Annotated in this window: 15 protein-coding genes and 1 pseudogene; 2 read left to right on the forward strand and 14 right to left on the reverse strand. The window is 41.5% G+C overall.

The window, feature by feature from the left end:
- Nucleotides 1-26 precede the first annotated feature (26 nt).
- From R3D71_08555 to R3D71_08620, 14 genes and pseudogenes are all read right to left on the reverse strand, one after another.
- Nucleotides 27-155 (reverse strand): annotated as a pseudogene (locus R3D71_08555) (D-alanine--D-alanine ligase).
- Nucleotides 156-564: 409 nt separating this feature from the next.
- Nucleotides 565-1,497, reverse strand: a complete 933-nt coding sequence (gene murB, locus R3D71_08560; GenBank protein MEZ5691699.1) for a UDP-N-acetylmuramate dehydrogenase — start codon at nt 1,495-1,497, stop codon at nt 565-567.
- A complete protein-coding gene (gene murC / locus R3D71_08565) occupies nt 1,494-2,945 on the reverse strand; it encodes a UDP-N-acetylmuramate--L-alanine ligase (GenBank protein MEZ5691700.1) in 1,452 nt (483 codons plus the stop codon). The genes murB and murC overlap by 4 nt, the downstream gene beginning before the upstream one ends.
- Entirely contained in the window at nt 2,942-4,069 is a 1,128-nt protein-coding gene (gene murG / locus R3D71_08570) for an undecaprenyldiphospho-muramoylpentapeptide beta-N-acetylglucosaminyltransferase (protein ID MEZ5691701.1), read from the reverse strand. Before murG ends, murC begins: the two co-directional genes overlap by 4 nt.
- 81 nt (nt 4,070-4,150) lie before the next feature.
- Entirely contained in the window at nt 4,151-5,266 is a 1,116-nt protein-coding gene (ftsW, locus tag R3D71_08575) for a putative lipid II flippase FtsW (protein MEZ5691702.1), read from the reverse strand.
- Nucleotides 5,266-5,964: a hypothetical protein gene (locus R3D71_08580; protein MEZ5691703.1), complete on the reverse strand. Its 699-nt coding sequence runs from the start codon at nt 5,962-5,964 to the stop codon at nt 5,266-5,268. Before R3D71_08580 ends, ftsW begins: the two co-directional genes overlap by 1 nt.
- On the reverse strand, nt 5,961-7,793 hold the full coding sequence (gene murD / locus R3D71_08585) for a UDP-N-acetylmuramoyl-L-alanine--D-glutamate ligase (protein MEZ5691704.1): 1,833 nt from the start codon (nt 7,791-7,793) through the stop codon (nt 5,961-5,963). The genes R3D71_08580 and murD overlap by 4 nt, the downstream gene beginning before the upstream one ends.
- 2 nt (nt 7,794-7,795) lie before the next feature.
- Nucleotides 7,796-8,884 carry a phospho-N-acetylmuramoyl-pentapeptide-transferase gene (gene mraY, locus R3D71_08590; GenBank protein MEZ5691705.1) on the reverse strand — a complete coding sequence of 363 codons (1,089 nt, stop codon included), beginning with the start codon at nt 8,882-8,884 and terminating at the stop codon, nt 7,796-7,798.
- A 14-nt stretch (nt 8,885-8,898) separates the two neighbouring features.
- Complete coding sequence (murF, locus tag R3D71_08595; GenBank protein ID MEZ5691706.1) at nt 8,899-10,272, reverse strand: UDP-N-acetylmuramoyl-tripeptide--D-alanyl-D-alanine ligase; 1,374 nt, start codon at nt 10,270-10,272, stop codon at nt 8,899-8,901.
- Nucleotides 10,269-11,756: a UDP-N-acetylmuramoyl-L-alanyl-D-glutamate--2,6-diaminopimelate ligase gene (locus R3D71_08600; protein MEZ5691707.1), complete on the reverse strand. Its 1,488-nt coding sequence runs from the start codon at nt 11,754-11,756 to the stop codon at nt 10,269-10,271. The genes murF and R3D71_08600 overlap by 4 nt, the downstream gene beginning before the upstream one ends.
- Nucleotides 11,740-13,557: a penicillin-binding protein 2 gene (locus tag R3D71_08605; GenBank protein ID MEZ5691708.1), complete on the reverse strand. Its 1,818-nt coding sequence runs from the start codon at nt 13,555-13,557 to the stop codon at nt 11,740-11,742. The genes R3D71_08600 and R3D71_08605 overlap by 17 nt, the downstream gene beginning before the upstream one ends.
- A 4-nt stretch (nt 13,558-13,561) precedes the next feature.
- Nucleotides 13,562-13,930 carry a hypothetical protein gene (locus R3D71_08610; GenBank protein ID MEZ5691709.1) on the reverse strand — a complete coding sequence of 123 codons (369 nt, stop codon included), beginning with the start codon at nt 13,928-13,930 and terminating at the stop codon, nt 13,562-13,564.
- The gene (gene rsmH, locus R3D71_08615) at nt 13,927-14,898 is read right to left on the reverse strand and encodes a 16S rRNA (cytosine(1402)-N(4))-methyltransferase RsmH (GenBank protein MEZ5691710.1); all 972 of its coding nucleotides are present in this window, start codon (nt 14,896-14,898) and stop codon (nt 13,927-13,929) included. The genes R3D71_08610 and rsmH overlap by 4 nt, the downstream gene beginning before the upstream one ends.
- Nucleotides 14,898-15,356, reverse strand: a complete 459-nt coding sequence (locus R3D71_08620) for a cell division/cell wall cluster transcriptional repressor MraZ (GenBank protein ID MEZ5691711.1) — start codon at nt 15,354-15,356, stop codon at nt 14,898-14,900. The genes rsmH and R3D71_08620 overlap by 1 nt, the downstream gene beginning before the upstream one ends.
- Before the next feature lie 271 nt (nt 15,357-15,627).
- Between R3D71_08620 and R3D71_08625 the strand changes: the two genes are divergently transcribed.
- Together R3D71_08625 and R3D71_08630 are read left to right on the forward strand one after the other, a co-directional pair.
- Complete coding sequence (locus tag R3D71_08625; protein ID MEZ5691712.1) at nt 15,628-16,818, forward strand: hypothetical protein; 1,191 nt, start codon at nt 15,628-15,630, stop codon at nt 16,816-16,818.
- 9 nt (nt 16,819-16,827) lie between these two features.
- On the forward strand, nt 16,828-18,012 hold the full coding sequence (locus tag R3D71_08630) for a hypothetical protein (GenBank protein ID MEZ5691713.1): 1,185 nt from the start codon (nt 16,828-16,830) through the stop codon (nt 18,010-18,012).
- The last annotated feature ends 92 nt before the right edge of the window (nt 18,013-18,104 follow it).

Consider the following 18,104-nt stretch of genomic DNA (forward strand, 5'->3'; position numbering starts at 1 on the left):
GCTCCGCTTTTCACAACCGGATGCCGTCCAACATCAATTTCAGTTACCTCATAGCCAAGTTCACACAAAGCCCTAGCGCAAGCCGCACCACTATTTAATGACACTTCACGCTCCGCCGACATCCCACCTTTTAGCACCGCTATATGTTTTGTCATAAGACTACCCAAGTGTAAAATTATATAACAACAACGTCCCCCAACTTATAAAAAATAATAGAAAAATTATTTTTATGGCAATGGATTTATTAGTGGCTGTGTTCTTAATGGTTAAAAATCTGAAGATTGACAAAATCTGGAAAATAGAAAAAACAAACGCTACCGGATAAAAGGAAAAGCTTAAAAATTTCTTTGCCCACTCTCCTACGTTATAAACATAATAAGTATCATGAAACGACCTATAAGAATCGTAGTGATTCACAAACATAATATTACCGGAAGCCAATCCAGACAATATAAAAAACGCAAGCAGCAAAACCGTTATAAACGCATAACGAATTATCATTTGTCTTGGCTCTATCGCTAATAACTTCATAAAATTATTCTTTAATTTTAATTCCCATAACCGCTACCTATTCCCAATCCGTTTAATCTCCCATTCTAAGGTAATTCCGGTTTTCTCAAACACTCTTTTTATCACTTCCTCACCAAGCCCTTCCAGATCAGCGGCGGTCGCTCCTCCATTATTTATCAGGAAATTACAATGCTTTTCTGACACTTGCGCGCCACCACGAACCATTCCCCGACAACCAGCCATCTCTATCAGCTCCCAAGCTTTATGTCCCATCGGATTCTTAAAAGTGCTACCTCCGGTACTCATCCTGATTGGCTGAGTTTCTTCTCGCTTACGGCTTATTTCCTCAATCCTGCTTGCTACTTTCTCGCTATCTCCTGCCCTTCCCTTAAACACGGCGGAAGTTATCACGCACCATTTTGGCAAGTTACTATTACGATAGACAAAACCAATATCCGAATTCGTGACACGACGGATAGTACCATCCCGCTTAACCACTTCCGCCTCAACCAAAACCTGTGATACATCGCTACCATAAGCTCCAGCGTTCATCCGTACCGCACCGCCTATAGTACCGGGTATACCACTTAAAAACTCAAGACCTTCTATAGCGCAATCAGCGGAAACCAAAGCAACATTTATATCCAGAGTACTCGCTCCAGCCTCTATGGAAACCTCATCATCCTTAAGGCGGCAATAATTAAAATCTCTGCCTAATTTTATTACAACACCATCAATTCCGCTATCACGAATAATAACGTTAGAGCCAACCCCAAGCACTGTAACTGGTATTTCTTTTGGTAATACACTAAAAAAATCCGCTAGATCTCGCGCATTTTCTGGCTTGAATAAATATTGAGCGACTCCACCAACCCGAAACCAGTTAGTTTTAGAAAGATCTACGCCTTTTCTGATATTAAATTTCTTGAATTCATCTCTATCCAAAAGATAATTATCATCTTTTTGCATGGCAGTAGACTTACTCATACCGCTAATTTCCTGTTTTCACCATCTTCTAACTGCTCAACTAATTGATACGCCCATTTACTTATAGAGCCCGCTCCAAGACAAACTACCATATCTCCAGACTCAGCGACATCTCTTACCATATTCGCGAGATTATCCGGTGAGTCAAGACATAAAGCATGGCGATGTCCGGCGGCAATAATACCTTCCGTAAGACTAGTAGAGCTTACGCCCTCTATCGGCTCTTCACCGGCCGGATAAATATCGGTTACTATCACTGTGTCAGCATCATTAAAACATCCACAAAAATCAGCGAACAAATCCCTAACCCGACTATAACGATGTGGCTGAACAACGGCTATCACCTTGCCACCATTATGTTCCTGCGCGCTTCTTGCCGCCTTTAAGGTAGAAGCTATCTCCACCGGATGATGACCGTAATCATCTATAATTGTTATGCCTCCAGCGACACCAGCTTTGGTAAAACGTCTTTTCACCCCTTCAAATCTACCTAGTGAACTAACAATATCCTCATCAGATATTTTTAACTCGGTAGCAATAGCGATCGCCGCCAAAGAATTACTAACGTTATAATTCCCATACATTGGTAATAATATGTTTTTTATTGTTCTTACGTCATCATTATCACGGGAAGTTATTTCAACATCAAACATCTCACCACCAGAGGTAGATCTTATATTAACCGCCCGAACATCCGCCTGTGGATTAGTACCATAGGTGATAAAACGACGATCCTGAACCTTAGCCGCTAGATTTCTAACTTCCGGATGGTCAGTACATAACACGGCGAATCCATAAAACGGTATGTTATTTAGAAACGATAAATAAGCCGCTTTCGCTGCTTCAAAAGAACCGTAATGATCAAGATGTTCAGGGTCAATATTAGTAACAACCGCTATGGTAGCAGGAAGTCTGGTAAAGCTACCGTCTGACTCATCGGCTTCTACCACCATCCACTCACCTTCACCAAGATAAGCATTTGTCCCCCTTGCGTTTATAATCCCACCATTAATTACGGTAGGATTCATATCAGCCCCTTCCAACAGAGCGGCAGTAAGGGCAGTTGTCGTAGTCTTACCATGTGTTCCGGCAATCGCTACCGACATTTTAAGACGCATAATCTCCGCCAACATTTCCGCCCGCTTTACCACCGGAATACGAGAGTTACGTGCCGCTACAAATTCCGGATTATCCGCTCTAATAGCAGACGACACCACCACCACTGCCGCGCCCTCCACATGTTCAGCACTGTGACCAATAAATATGTCTATACCGTATCTGGCAAGTCTTTCTGTATTATAGCTAACAGCCACGTCAGACCCTTGTACCTTATAGCCAAGATTGTGTAATATTTCAGCGATACCGCTCATCCCGATACCACCAATACCAACAAAATGTATGACACCGACCGAAAGTGGCATCCTATGAGAAATTGGAAGTTGTTTCATACTACCGTTCCTTTTTTTGATTCGGCAAGAGCCAGCGCGAGCTTAACACAGCCTTCAGCGGCATCCCTAGTTCTTAATTTCTTCGCGCCAGCAGCAGCCTTTATAAGAGCGTCCGGTGCCATTAAAAAAGCCTCAAGCCTAGCGGCTAAAGACTCAGCGGTAAAACCGTCCTGATTCATAAGCCATCCTCCACCAGCCTCCTCAAAAGCATTAGCGTTGTAATACTGATGATTATCCATAGAAGTCGGCAGTGGCACTAAGATAGCAGGTCTTCCCACTTCTGCCAACTCAAAAACAGTGGAAGAGCCAGATCTAGCCACTACCAGATGCGCCCAAGCTAGTCTTTTAGGCAAATCCACAAAAAACGAGTCAATATCGGCGCTTACACCAATATTATTGTAATATTCTTTGGTTTTTTCCACATCATCCTTCCGGCATTGCTGGTCAATACGAATACGGCTACGCAAATTTTCTGGTAATAAAGCGATGGAAGCTGGTACAACATCACTAAAAATAGTCGCTCCCTGACTACCACCTGTTACTAAAATATTGAACTTACCATCAAGCGCCGGATCCGAATAAGGTATATTGCGCAGTATTTTCACACTATTTCTCACCGGATTCCCTACCAACACCACCTTATTTTTATCCTTTTCCTCAATCATCATAGTATCGGGAAAGGATGTCGCGATATAATCAACCCCTCCAGCAAGCAAACGATTAGCTCTTCCCAATACAGAATTTTGCTCATGAATAAAAGTTGGAATACCGGCTTTTATCGCGGCGAATACCGTAGGAAATGATGGATATCCCCCAAACCCTATCACTAAATCAGGGTTAAGCTTTTTAAGCATAAAATAAGCTTGTGATATACCTCGTATTATCCCAAACACACCACTTATCTTTTTCATGATGCCACCACTGGCGGATCCGGTATTTATAGTTTTGGTCTCAACCTGTGACAATGCTCCAGTCTTAAAATTAGCGAACCTACTATCAGTGACCAGCATCACCCGATGTCCAAATGATAAAAACTCCTCCGCTAAGGCTTCCGCTGGAAATATGTGACCACCAGTCCCACCAGCGGCAAGTATTATAAATTTTTTGTCACTGCTCTCAATCATCAAAAATATACACCCAATTAGGTTAAATTTAACTTCTGGTTAAGCCTAGCATTCTAATAAAAACAGAAAATTATCCAATAGTTATCTTTTCTTTTTCCCATAATTTTTACGGGTAAATGCCAGCATTATGCCCATACCAAGCGAAATAGCGACCAAAGACGAGCCACCATAACTAATAAACGGCAACGTCATCCCCTTAGCCGGAAATAATCGTACAGCCACCCCCATGTTAATAACCGCCTGAAAACCGAATTGAGTAGCGATACCAGCAACTGTAAGGATGACAAATAAATCATTCTCCTTCCATGCTCTACTGAAACTACGCAGCACAATAAACGCGAACAGACATAAAATTAATAAACATATTACTATACCAAATTCTTCTCCCGCTACCGAAAATATAAAATCAGTATGCGAATCCGGCAGAGACATTTTCACCTCACCCTCACCCGGACCTTTACCAAAAACCCCACCGCTACGAAACGCCTCAAGCGATTTTTTTATTTGATAATTATCACCAGAGTCAGGATCTAAGAACAAATCAATCCTCTTTGCCACATGAGGGAAAAAATAATAAGCGCCAATACCACCACCAGCGGCAAACATTACTAATAATATAACCCAAAACATCGGAAGTCCGGCTAAGAAAAGCTGCACCGCCCACATCGCGCTTACCGTTATCGTCATCCCAAGATCCGGCTGTATCAGCAGCAATAACGCCACCAACCCATACAAACCTATAGCCGCCTTGTAACCAGGAAAATTAACCAAACGCTGGTTCTCAGCGCATATCCAACCCATAACTACCGCGAAAAATGGCTTCATAAATTCTGATGGCTGCACAGAAACACCAAACAAATTTATCCAGCGATGTGCCCCTTTATTTTCTACACCAATAATCGGAACAGCCATCATTAAAATAACACTTCCAGCAAGCCCGATTACCGCGAGCCTTCTGATAGCTACAGTCGGCAACATGGAGGTTATTATCATAACAACCAAGCCGAAACCAAGAAACATATAGTGCTTATTTACAAAGTGAAAGCTGTCATAGCCTAAACGCTTGGCAACCGGTGGGCTGCCTGCCACTACCATAACCATACCAATCGCCGCGAGCAACAATATAGCAAATAGATTCACTCTATCAACCGTCCACCACCAGCGCGCCAATAATCCTGTATCTGTCCGATTACGCATTACTGTACACACCCTGTTCTTGCCTGAAGAGCATAACGCAATATTTTGGGTAGCTCCTGCTTTGGATCTTTTAACACTCTCTTACCTTTTTTCTGAGTAAAAAGATTGCCAAACCTAGCTAGATAATTATCTATAATATCTTCTACTATCTCAGGATGAGAATTGTGCCAATGACCAAGACCATGCAATGCTGACTCCTGACAAGCTACATGGTTTATTGATAGTATTTTTTTCATTATATCTAAAAACAGCAGATAATCATCCGTTTTTTTACTTGAGATTATAGGCAGAATATCCCACCACATATAACAGATACTATTTACAGGATTCGTACCTTTTTCATCAAGATGACCAAGACACCGCTCGCACCTATTAACAAAACAACCGACAAATAATTTATATATTGATTCTATAAATTGTTTTTTTTGTCTTTCATTGATTTTATCATCCTTCCAAACTTCTGTATACTCTGAGTTACCAGCTATATACCACAGTCCCTTACTTACCTGCTTATCAGAAAACATTGATAACTCATCTTCAGAGTGTTCAAACAATCGTATCAAGTATTCTATTTTATCTACAGAAGATATAATATCATCAATATCACTATAGGTTCTATTATCATCCCAATAGTAATATTGTCCTTCAACCAGAGGATTAAATATTTTTTCCACCCACTCTTCGTAGCTAATACTCATATAACCATACCATTTGCAAGTTTCTCCACCAGTTCACAAAACACATCTCCCCTATGCTCAAAACTCTTAAACTGGTCAAAAGAAGCACATGCGGGAGAAAGCAGAACTACATCACCTGATTTTGCCATTTCTGTCGCTTTCATTACCGCCACATCCAATGTCCCGCAATGTGTATATGGCACTTTCCCCTCTAAAGTTTTCGCGAATTCCTCTGCCGCCTCACCAATCAAAAAAGCGTGCGCGACATTTTGAAAATATTTTTCAAGACTTGCAATACCACCAGCCTTTGCTTTGCCTCCTATTATCCAGCGTATATTCTTATATGGAGCAAGGGCATTCCGCGTAGCGTCAGCGTTAGTCGCTTTACTATCATTAATAAAACACACACCATTTATGGTAGCTACCAACTGCAACCTATGACGCAATCCACCAAAGCTCCGCATAGCCTCATATATTTTCTCAGGAGCGATACCAACTGCCCGACAAGCGGCATATGCCGCCGCCGCGTTTTGCCAGTTATGTTTACCGGTAAGGGAAGTTATCTGGTGAATAGCAAATGGTGTCTGGTGAATAGTGGCAGTATCAATAATAATACCATCTTTTACATATACCCCTTCATCCAACTCTTTTTGTACGGAAATCTTTACCAATTTTGCGACACCATTTACCAGACACCATTCAACATTCACCCCCTCTTCAACCACTGCCACATCATCAGCCTCTTGCCTATCAAAAATATGTTTCTTTGCCGCTATATAGCCCGCCATATCACCATGCCTATCCAAATGATCTGGCGTAATATTAAGTAAAACAGCCACATTAAACTTAACCGTTCTCATTAAATCTAACTGATAAGATGACATCTCCAATACATACACCCCACCTTTAACAAGCGGCTCAAGCGCAAGCGCTGGCACGCCGAGATTACCTCCAACCTCACAGTTAACACCAGATTCTTTAAGTATATGAGCGATAAGAGCGGTAGTTGTTGATTTACCGTTAGTTCCGGTAATACCGATATAAGTCGCTTCCGGTTGCGAGCGAAACAACAACTCAACCTCACCTATAATCGGAACATTATGTTGCTTAGCCAGTTCTGCCACAGGATGAGGCTTCGGATGAGTAAGCGGCACACCAGGGCTAAGAATAACAGCTTTTAACCGCGCCCAATCCCATTCAGAAGGCGGTATTTTGAATATTCCCCGCTCTCCATGCAAGGCTTCTAAATCTTCCTCACTCTCTCGCGGAGCTTCCGAATATTCCCTCCACCCTTGCGGGGGAGGGTTTGGGTGGGGGGTATCATTTAACAATTCCTTTACCAGAATATCATAACACCCTTCTAAATTCTCTAGTATCTCATTATTCCAAAAACGAATTACTCTAAAATTTTGTGATTCCAAATATGACGTGCGCCTGGTATCATCAATATTTTCACTATGCTGTCCTCCGTCAATTTCTATAATCAGTCTCTTCTCCAAACAAACAAAATCAGCTATATATCTACTATCAACAACAAACTGCTTTCTAAATTTATAACCGGTTTTTTTATTACTTATAGCCTTCCAAAATTTCTTCTCCGCCTCTGTCATATTTTTACGGAGAGCTCTAGCAAATTCTTTTATATAAACAGGATATTCTCGGTGACTTACAGCTTTATTGTCACCCCTCCCCCTAACCCCCTCCCGCATGGGGAGGGGGAATTCAAAAGAATCATCCCACTTAAATACTTTCGCTCCACCAGCGGCAAGAGCGGTGACCGCTGCCTCACCAGCCTTACCCAGACCAAACACCCCGACTTTCTGTCCTTTATATTCCGTTACTGTTATCATATTTACCTAATCTTAAGTGTAGCAAGTCCTAGAAGAGCAAATACACAGGCGATAATCCAGAAACGCGCCACCACTTTTGATTCCGGCCATCCGCTTTTCTCAAAATGGTGGTGAATAGGCGCCATCTTAAACACCCTCTTACCACGTGTTTTATAGGAAAAAACTTGAATAATAACCGATAATGCCTCTACCACAAATAAACCACCAATGATCGCCAGTACAAACTCATGCTTAGTAATAACACTCACCACACCAAGCGCGCCGCCAAGCGACAGGCTGCCAGTGTCACCCATAAACACCTCAGCAGGCTGAGCGTTAAACCATAAAAAACCCAGCGAAGCTCCAACCAACGCCGCACAGAACACCGCAAGCTCCCCAGCGCCGCTTATAAAATCAAGATGCAAATAACTAGAAAAATCTGGTCTTCCGACAAGATAGGCGATAAGAGCGAAACAACCGGCGACAATCATGATCGGAACTATCGCCAGACCATCTAATCCGTCCGTAAGGTTAACCGCGTTAGAAGCGCCGATAAGCACTATCATAACAAAGGGAATATAAAAAATTCCAGCGTCAATCAGTACATTCTTAAAAAATGGCACCGACACATGAGAAGACAAGCTTGGAGCGACAACCGCCTGTATCATAAGCACGGCGACTAAGGAAAACACCGCTTGCCCAAGCAATTTTTTACGTGATGAAAGCCCCTTACTATTGCGCTTGGTAAGTTTCAGATAATCATCAAAAAAACCGAGAGCACCAAAACCAAGCATAACAAACAGGCAAATCCACATATAAGAGCTTTTTATATCAGACCATAATAACGTCGTTATCGTCACCGATATTAGTATCATCAAACCACCCATCGTCGGTGTACCTTTCTTGGTTTCAAGATGCGACTGTGGTCCATCCTCTCTTATCGGTTGTCCTTCCGCCTGTTTTGATTTCAACCAGCGTATAACCTTAGGTCCTATATATAAAGTAAGAAACAAAGCGGTAAACATCGCTCCACCGCTACGGAACGTCAGATACCTAAATAAATTAAATCCGCCAAATTGTTCCGTATACGGAACCAATAAATTATACAGCACTTTTTACTTTCTCCTCAACTTACACCATATTTATTCAAAAATTCTTCAGCCAGCTTATACATACTGCTACCATGCGACCCTTTAATCAAAACCACATCATTTTTTTGCAACGCATCAAAAGCCAATTCTGATAATTCGTCTATATTTTCAGCGTAAGCACCACGCATATTCTCTGGCAAGGCGTCATATAAATTATGCATTAAATCACCAGCCGCGTATATCTTATCAAAATTTTCTTTTCGCAGCGTATCAGCTAATTCCTTGTGTAGCATTCCAGCGTCTTTTCCTAGCTCTAACATATCACCAAGAAACGCTATCTTCCGCCCTTTCCTACCTCCTGCCTGCCAAACCTCGCTAGTTTTAGCGAAAGCCCCTCGCATACTAACCGGACTTGCGTTATAACTATCATTTATAAGCAACACCCTCTTATCACCCACAGTGATTTCCGCGACTTCTCCCCTTCCCCTAGCTTCCGAGAAAGCAGCAAGGGCGGCGGCGGATTTTTTAATATCAAGTCCAAGAGCATTACAAACCGCGAGAACCGACAGCGATATTACAGCAAAATGATAGCCAATAGCTCCTATCTTATATTTTATATCATTCCCGAGAATATCAGCATGCACTTCACAACCACCAACAAAAGGCTTATAATCTAAAAGCTGTAAATCCGCTCCAGAACTTTTACCAAAAGTTATTTTACTAAAATCAAGATCAGAAAAATACAACTGATCAGCGTTTATAATCGCCACCCCATCTTCGGCAAGCCCCTCAAAAATCTCCGCTTTTGCCTTTGCTATATCATCCACAGAATCAAAAAATTCCATATGCACCGCTTCCACGCAGCTAACAACCGCTATATCAGGACGCGCTATTTCAGTTAAATATAATATTTCACCAGCATGATTCATGCCCATCTCAAATACCGCATACTGCGTGTCTATCGGCATATTGGTAAGACTAAGCGGCAAACCTATATGGTTATTAAAATTACCCGAAGTCACGTAAGTTTTACCATGCACCGCAAGAGCGATACTAAGCATATCTTTTGTGCTGGTTTTACCAACACTGCCAGTAACTCCGACTATTTTCGCGGCGCATCTTTTCCGGTTATATCTTGCCATATCAGCAAGAGCGACAAGCGCATCATCAACTACAAGCTGATTACCACCTATATCAAGACTACGCTCAACAATAGCGGCTATCGCGCCATTCTTAAAAGCCTCCACCACATAATCATGACCATCAAACTGCTCACCTTTTATCGCCACAAAAATATCACCGGCACGTACTTTGCGACTATCAATCTCTACTCGCCACGCGCACCACTCACCATTCGCCACACCGCCAGTAGCTCTCACTAAATCCGCCACTGCCCACAATGCGCTCATAAAACACCATTTAACTTATCAGCAGCGGCACAAGCCACCTTAACATCATCAAACGGCAATTTCTGATCTCCAACTATCTGATTTTTCTCATGACCTTTACCGGCTATCACCAATACATCACCTTTTTTAAGTTTTTCTACCGCCACGTAAATCGCCTCCTCCCTGCCTGCTACTTCCACACATTTATTCCTATCCATAAATCCTTCTAAAACCTCCTTACGAATAATTCGTGGATCTTCACTTCTCGGATTATCATCCGTTACTACAGAATAATCAGCAAGCTCACCGGCAATTTTCCCCATTTGTGGACGCTTTCCCTTATCCCTATCACCACCACAACCAAACACAAGATATAATTTACCAGCGGTATGCTCTCTTAGAGTTTTTAGTATATTGGCAAGTGCGAGCGGCGTGTGGGCGAAATCAACAAATATAGAAGCATCATTTTGTGTTCTCACCGCCAGCTCAAGCCTACCCGATACTCCTTTTAACTTCTGTATTAACCCTAATATTTTCTCAAGATTACCACCAACACTTACCGCAAGTCCGATAGCAGCCAGTACATTCATAACCTGAAACTCACCTACTAGCGGAATATGCGAGTTATATTTCTTCCCAAATAAAGTAAGCTTCACTTCCTGACCATAAGCGTCAGGAACGATAGACTCTATCTTTAACTCCCCAGTGTTTTTCCCAAATCCTATTATATCATGACCACGCTCTTTACATATAGACTCAAGCTCAGGAAACATTTTATCATCACAATTAAGCACAGCGTTTCTACCAGCGGGTAGTAATTCCTTGAACAACCTTGACTTAGCGGAAAAATAAGCTTCCGGCGTTTTATGGTAATCCAAATGATCACGCCCAAAATTAGTAAAAGCCGCCGCGCTTAAATTAACTCCATCCAAACGATATTGTGATAGCCCATGACTTGACGCTTCCATAGCAAGATAATCTATACCACCACTTACTAACTCGTCCAAAATACGATGCAACTCTACGGGATCAGGAGTAGTAAGACCTTCTGGGTAAAGATTCTTACCATCTCCAGCAATAACTCCGATAGTGCCAATTGACGCGGAACTATCACCCATAGAGTGCATAATCTGCCGAAAGAAGTCAGCGACCGATGTCTTTCCGTCAGTTCCGGTAATCGCTACTATTTTCTCTGACTGCCTTCTGTAAAAACTCACTGCCATTTTTGCCAGAGCAAGACGAGCTTCTTCCACCATTACAACTGGTATATCGCAATCCACAACAACAGAGTCTTTTCCCATTACAATAGCCATCGCCCCATTCGCTATAGCCTGTGGTATAAAATCAGTGCCATCACGCTTATCACCTTTTATAGCGACAAATACATAACCATCCTTAACCTTAGAGGAATCAGCGGAAATCCCACGCACCGCTAAATCTTTACATGATTCTTGTAAAGACATCACATCACCCATACCACCTAGCAAATCAATAAGAAGCGGCACTTATATACCTCTTATTAATAGAAGCTCCAGCGGCGTTTCTCATATTATTTCCTCTATTTTTATTCTTATTATCATCAACCCAAAACTTATCAGCATCATCTTCCGGCACGTCATAACGAGGCTTTATTCCCATCATTGGTCCCATCATCTCTATTATATTGCGCACTATAGGAGCGGCTATCCAACCACCGGTAGCGAAACCATGAGTTGATTTATTACCTTTTGGCTCATCTACCATTACAAATACCACATACTGCGGATCATCTACCGGAAAAACCCCGACAAATGATACCATTTTTTTATCCCTATCATATTTACCACCAATGATCTTTTCAGCAGTTCCAGTTTTACCACCAACACGATAGCCCGGAACATCAGCGCTTCTGGCTGTTCCATATTCAACCACCAACCTCATAAGCCTACGAATATTCTTTGATGTTTTATCGCTAATAATTCTGTGTTCACTATCATTTTTACTTTTATTACCATCTTTAAGTAGCGTTAAATTTTTTATAATCCCCCCACCAACTATAGCAGATATTCCTCTTACCAAATGTAATGGCGTTACTGAGATACCGTGACCATAAGAAATAGTGACAGTATTAATATCCTTCCAATCAGACGGATAAGCTGGTGACGCTCTTTCCGGTATCTCAATATCAAACCGCTCAAACATCCCAAGATTTTTCATAAACTCTTTTTGTCTTTTTCCACCAACATCAAGCGCCATTTTCGCTGTTCCTACATTAGACGAATAAGCATATATTTCCGGCACTGATAGCCAACGCCTTCTGGCGTGTGAGTCACGAATAACAGATGATGATATTCTCAAAGGCTCCGTAGCGTCATAGCCACCCTTCATACCCCTTACGCCATATTCAAGCCCCATAGCCATAGTAAAGCTCTTAAAAGTTGATCCCATCTCGTAAGTACCAAAACTCACACGGTTAAACTTTCTACATTCTTCTGGCTTCATCTTTTTATGACATATTGGTGGTTTATGTGGATTAAAATCCGGCAGAGAAACCATAGCCAAAACCTCACCAGATTTAATATTGGAAATAACTCCCGCCGCGCCAAGAGCCTTAAACTCCTTCACCGTTTTTAGCAATTCTGAATGCATCATCGCTTGCAGACGGACATCTACGGAAAGCTCAAGAGGTTCATTATTTATTGATTCATCAAGGAGCCTACGGTTAAATTGCTGCTCTATACCAGCCCTGCCCTTATTATCTATATTTACATAACCGATAAGATGGGAGAAAAGGTTACCATAAGGATATACTCTTTTCTCACTTGGCGCGAAATAAACTCCCGGTATGCCGAAACTATTAACTTCTTTCTGCTCTTTTGGAGTGAGATTACGCTTTATCCAGACGAAACGTTTTTTACTTTTTAGGTTACGTAAAACTTTTTTTTTACTTAAAGAAAGAGCTGTCGCTAGCTTTACAGCGGCATCTCCAACATTTATCACCTCATCAGGACGTACATAAGCCGATGAGGTAATAAGACCGGTCGCGAGTAAAGTTCCATTCCTATCAACTATGTTACCTCGTGATAAAATAGGTTTTTTTATATCTAAATTTACTTCACGATTTTCTGATTCATCATCAAGATCAAACACGGTAACAGTAAGAGCTTTCGGATTATCAATAACAGCCACCTCTATCATACGAAAAGCTATGCTGACAAAAAACAATATGAAAACAAAGCCCACCTGCCATATACGAGCATGACTCTGTTCAACGATTCTGCGTGATGTGCTTTTATCAATTACAACTTTTTTTGATTGCCTATGCATAATATTACCGCAATCCAGAACCATCACTATAATATAGAACCACAGGACGTACACCTTCTTCCAAAGCCTGTATCTCTTCCTGAGCTATATAATGGTTGTGGAAAGCAATAGCGTCTATCTCAGCTACACTACTTACAGTGACAGACCTCGCGTCAAGATATTTCGCCGCAAGCTTACGCAGACGTTCCGGTCTATTCAAATACGCCCACTCGGCTGCCGCCACATGCAGAGCTTCTTTCTCTTTTCTTACCTCTTTAGAAATATCCGCTATCTCCGCTCTGACTGACTGAACCTCATATTTAATCTTGTAAATAGCGAAAGAAGACCCAACAACAGTCATAGCGCATATAAAAACAACAAAAAGACGATTCATAACACCGCCTCCTCATTCTTTACTATCATCCTCATAACCGCCGAGCGAGCACGCGGATTATTTTCCAGCTCTATTTTCCCAGCGATACGTTTCTCCGGTTTTGGTAGAAAAAAAGAAGGGGCACCCTCCTTACCATAAGCCGACGCTTTAGCAAGCTCAGCTACATGGCGAGAATGCCCCTCAAGTTTACCACAACGGGAGTGGGTAAAACGTTTAACGATACGATCCTCAAGTGAGTGAAAGCTGACAACAACCAGCTTTCCTCCACCGGCAAGCAGCTTCTCAGAAGCAGCAAGCCCAGATTCTATAGCGTCAAATTCCTTGTTCACATAAATACGAAGCGCCTGAAAGCTACGAGTAGCCAGATCCGTTTTCGTATATTTCTTTCTATATCCACCAACTGCCAAGCGAATAATATCAGCAAGACGTGAAGTGGTTACTATCGGCTCCTCCGCGCGTGCGCGGACAATCGCGCTTGCCACTTTACGCGCCGCTTTTTCCTCACCATAATAATAAAAAATATCCGCAAGCTCCGAAGCATCCGCGCTGTTTATCACATCAGCGGCATTCATCCCCTCACCTGACATCCGCATGTCAAGAGCGCTATCAAAACGGAATGAAAATCCACGTTCTGGAGTATCAAGCTGCATGGAAGACACACCAAGATCTAAAACTACACCATCAACTGACTCAATTCCCTTCTCAGCTAGCAACTCACACATATCGGCAAAATTACCCAACACCCAAACAAACCTTCCAGCAAACTCCCTTTCTAAAACATCAGCGAATTCTTTAGTTGAGGGATCTCTATCTATCGCGTAAACACGACAATCAGCTCTTTGTAAAATAGCCCTGCTATAACCACCAGCGCCAAAAGTCCCATCAACATAAATACCACCATCTACCGGATTAAGCCAATCAAGCATCTCATTTAACATCACCGGATTATGTGGGCTGCGCGAACTCATTATGGCTGCCCTTTCATCATAAATCGTTTCTCTTTAACAAGTAGGCGAGCGCGAGCGGAGTAAGCGGCAAAAGCCTTCGGTTCCCATATGTCAAACGTATCGCCCTTACCAACAAACGTCGCTTGCTCTTTAAGCGAAGCCAGCTCTATCAATTTTTCAGGCAACATAACCCGTCCCTCAGTATCAAAAGAAAGCTGCACGGACTCCCCAAATAAAGTGGTGATAAAAGCGTCTTTTTCCTCAGAATATGGATCAAACTGCTCAATTCGCTCATTTAGTTTTACTATCCGGCTCATGCCACACGCCTCAATACATTCATTAATCGGTGACGGATAGGCGACAACCCCAACAAACCCACCAGCGACCACATTCGCGGCAACAGCGGAACGAAAAGAAGCCGGTACGCTAACGCGACCTTTCTTATCAATACGGTTCTGGAATGTTGACAAAAAAAGCATGGCACAGACATCTTACGGGCTATTTTGGGATTTCATGGGTATTTATGGGAATCTATCGTAAAAATATGGGTTAGTCAACAAACTTAATGGGAAAAATAAAAAAATAAAAACTCAATCATTAATAGAATTATTATCAACAATTAATTTAATTATGACAAAAATGGTCAAAAAAACTAAACAAACCCGTAACAAAAACTTCACACATCTTTTCACAAAAATAAGCTACACTGTAAGAATGGGTAAGCCTGTGAAAAATTAAGAAAAACACCAAATGGACAAGATAAAAGAGCAAGATATAAAGCATAAAGACAACACTGATAAGAACAGTGATAGTCTTGCTCAAGCCGAGCACAGGCAGGAAGTCCTTGATAACGCGCCAAAAAGAGCTGAAAAATTCGCCCCCAGAGCATTCACCGCCCTTAATTATGGTGGTGTTAATTGGCTACTAAACTCCGTAATATCCCTTGCTATAACCTATAATATAATGTCAACCAAAGGGGCGAAAAACTTTGTTAACATTATATCTAAAGGGTTTATGCCTATAGCCAAGGGCTGGAAAAAAACTATCAACTTATTCGGAGCGAATAAGCCTATAAACCCAAAATCAGTAGAAGCAAGTGCTCGCTCAACCGCTGAGACTACTATGATGATGATCGCTGGATTCATTATACTACCACCTATGCAATGGCTAGAAAATCGCAAAAAGGAAATTGTTGATAAAATAGACCATTTGCGTAACCCTAAATACCATAAGTACGTTGAAAAAAATGGTATAGAACCAGAACCGCTTCCTTATGAAAAAAAGGAAGAAAAACATACAATGAAAGATCTTATATCCGCTCGCCTAGCCAGCCTTGTCGCGATTCTAGGTGTTGACGCGGCAATACAGGGTGTAAATAACAGCCTTGCTGAAAAAGGCAGAGGGAACTTGGATACAGCGGAATGGAAACTAGGAAACAAAATATACGATAAATTCCCTAACTTTAGCAAAAAAGCCAGTAAATTTTTCTCCGTGAAAGGCAAAGGGATAGAGGGAATCCAAGAATCTCAAATGGAAAATCTACAAAAAACTATTAAAACTAACGACCCAAATCGTCTGGTCTTTGCTGAACAGTCACGTTTTGTGAGCAAAGAATTTCTACTTACCGCTATATTCTCTACCATAATGTTCACTGTAGCCAAAACTGGTGGTCTTGGTAAAATGTTAAACAAACTCGGCTTTAAGACTGAGCGGAAACAGCAAAAAGCGATTGATGATATGCTGCCAGATATACCATTCGTGCCAATCACCCGTGGTGAGATTGACCTTGATGGTGATGGGAAGATCGGCAATGAAAAATATACCGATAAGATAAAACCACGCGACAATATAAAGACATTAAAAGAAAGGGAGAATACTAGCTTTACTGATCGTCATTTGAGTGAGTCGTTAACAAATCAGCAATTGGCAATGCAGCCTTAATGTAAATTTATGGAAAAAGCAAAAGAGCAAGATAAAACAATAAAAGATACCGTAGAGGATAAAGACGGCGAAAGCTCTGCTCAACCTGAAAATAGGCAAGAAATACTTAAAGACGCTCCAAAAAGATCAGAAAAATTCGCCGAAAGATCCTTCACCGCCATAAATTACGGCGGCATCAACTGGTTTGTCAATTCCACATTATCCCTATTTATAACCTATAATCTTTTAACCACCAAAGGCGGGCAAGCGTTCAAGCAAGGTCTACAAAAAACTTATATACAAATAGCCAAAGGTTTTAAGAAACTAAAAAGCCCTTTCAAACCGGTGGAACAAATAAACGAAGTAGCGATAAAAGAAAACGCGCGCTCATCGGTTGAGACTATGACCACCATGATCGCTGGATTTCTTGTTCTTCCATTCATGAAATGGATGAATGACCATAAAAAAGAAGTAACCCATAAAATAGATAAAGTCCGCAATCCCAAATATCATAAATATATAAAAGAAAAAGGCATAGAACCAGAGCCATTACCGTATGAAAAGAAACATGAGGAAACGCAGAGCTGGAAAGAGTTGATAACCGCACGACTCATAGCTATGGGCACGAATATTGGCTTAGATATTGGTGTACAAAGCATGAATAATAATCTCGCGACAAAAGGAAAGGATAATCTTGACACGCTAGAGTGGAAAATGGGTGGAAAAATTCATGATAAATTCCCTAACTTTAGCAAAAAATTTGGTAAATTATTCTCTATGGAAGGGAAAGGTTTAGAAGAAATATCAAACAGGGGACTTCTAGAAAAAACTATCGGCAGCAAAGAATCCAGCAAAGTAGTTTTCTCTGAGCAAATACGCCTTACCAGCAAGGAATTAATCCAAACTGCTACCCTTACCACATTCATGTTAATACTGGAAAAAACTACATGGCTTGGTGACGCTCTAAAAAAGCTTGGCTTTAAAACTGAGCGTAAACAGCAAAAAGCGATTGACGATATGCTACCAGATATACCGCTTGTCCCAATAACTCGTGGTGAGATTGATCTTGACGGCGATGGTCTGATCGGCAATGAAAAATATACTGGCAAAATAAAATCAGTGAAAAATAAACTAAAACCAGAAAAAACTAGCGGCAGCTTCGTGGATCGTTACACAGGAAATCAGCTAGACCAGCAGCTATCCCCTCAAATCTAACCACACATATACCCAACTACCAGTTAAAGTCCTGGATAAAAGGTATGAATCTCTTTACTCATACTCTAAGGTTTTTGCAACTCAAATTCCCA

It is taken from the genome of Rickettsiales bacterium, from assembly GCA_041396965.1.
Lineage (GTDB): Bacteria > Pseudomonadota > Alphaproteobacteria > Rickettsiales > SXRF01 > SXRF01.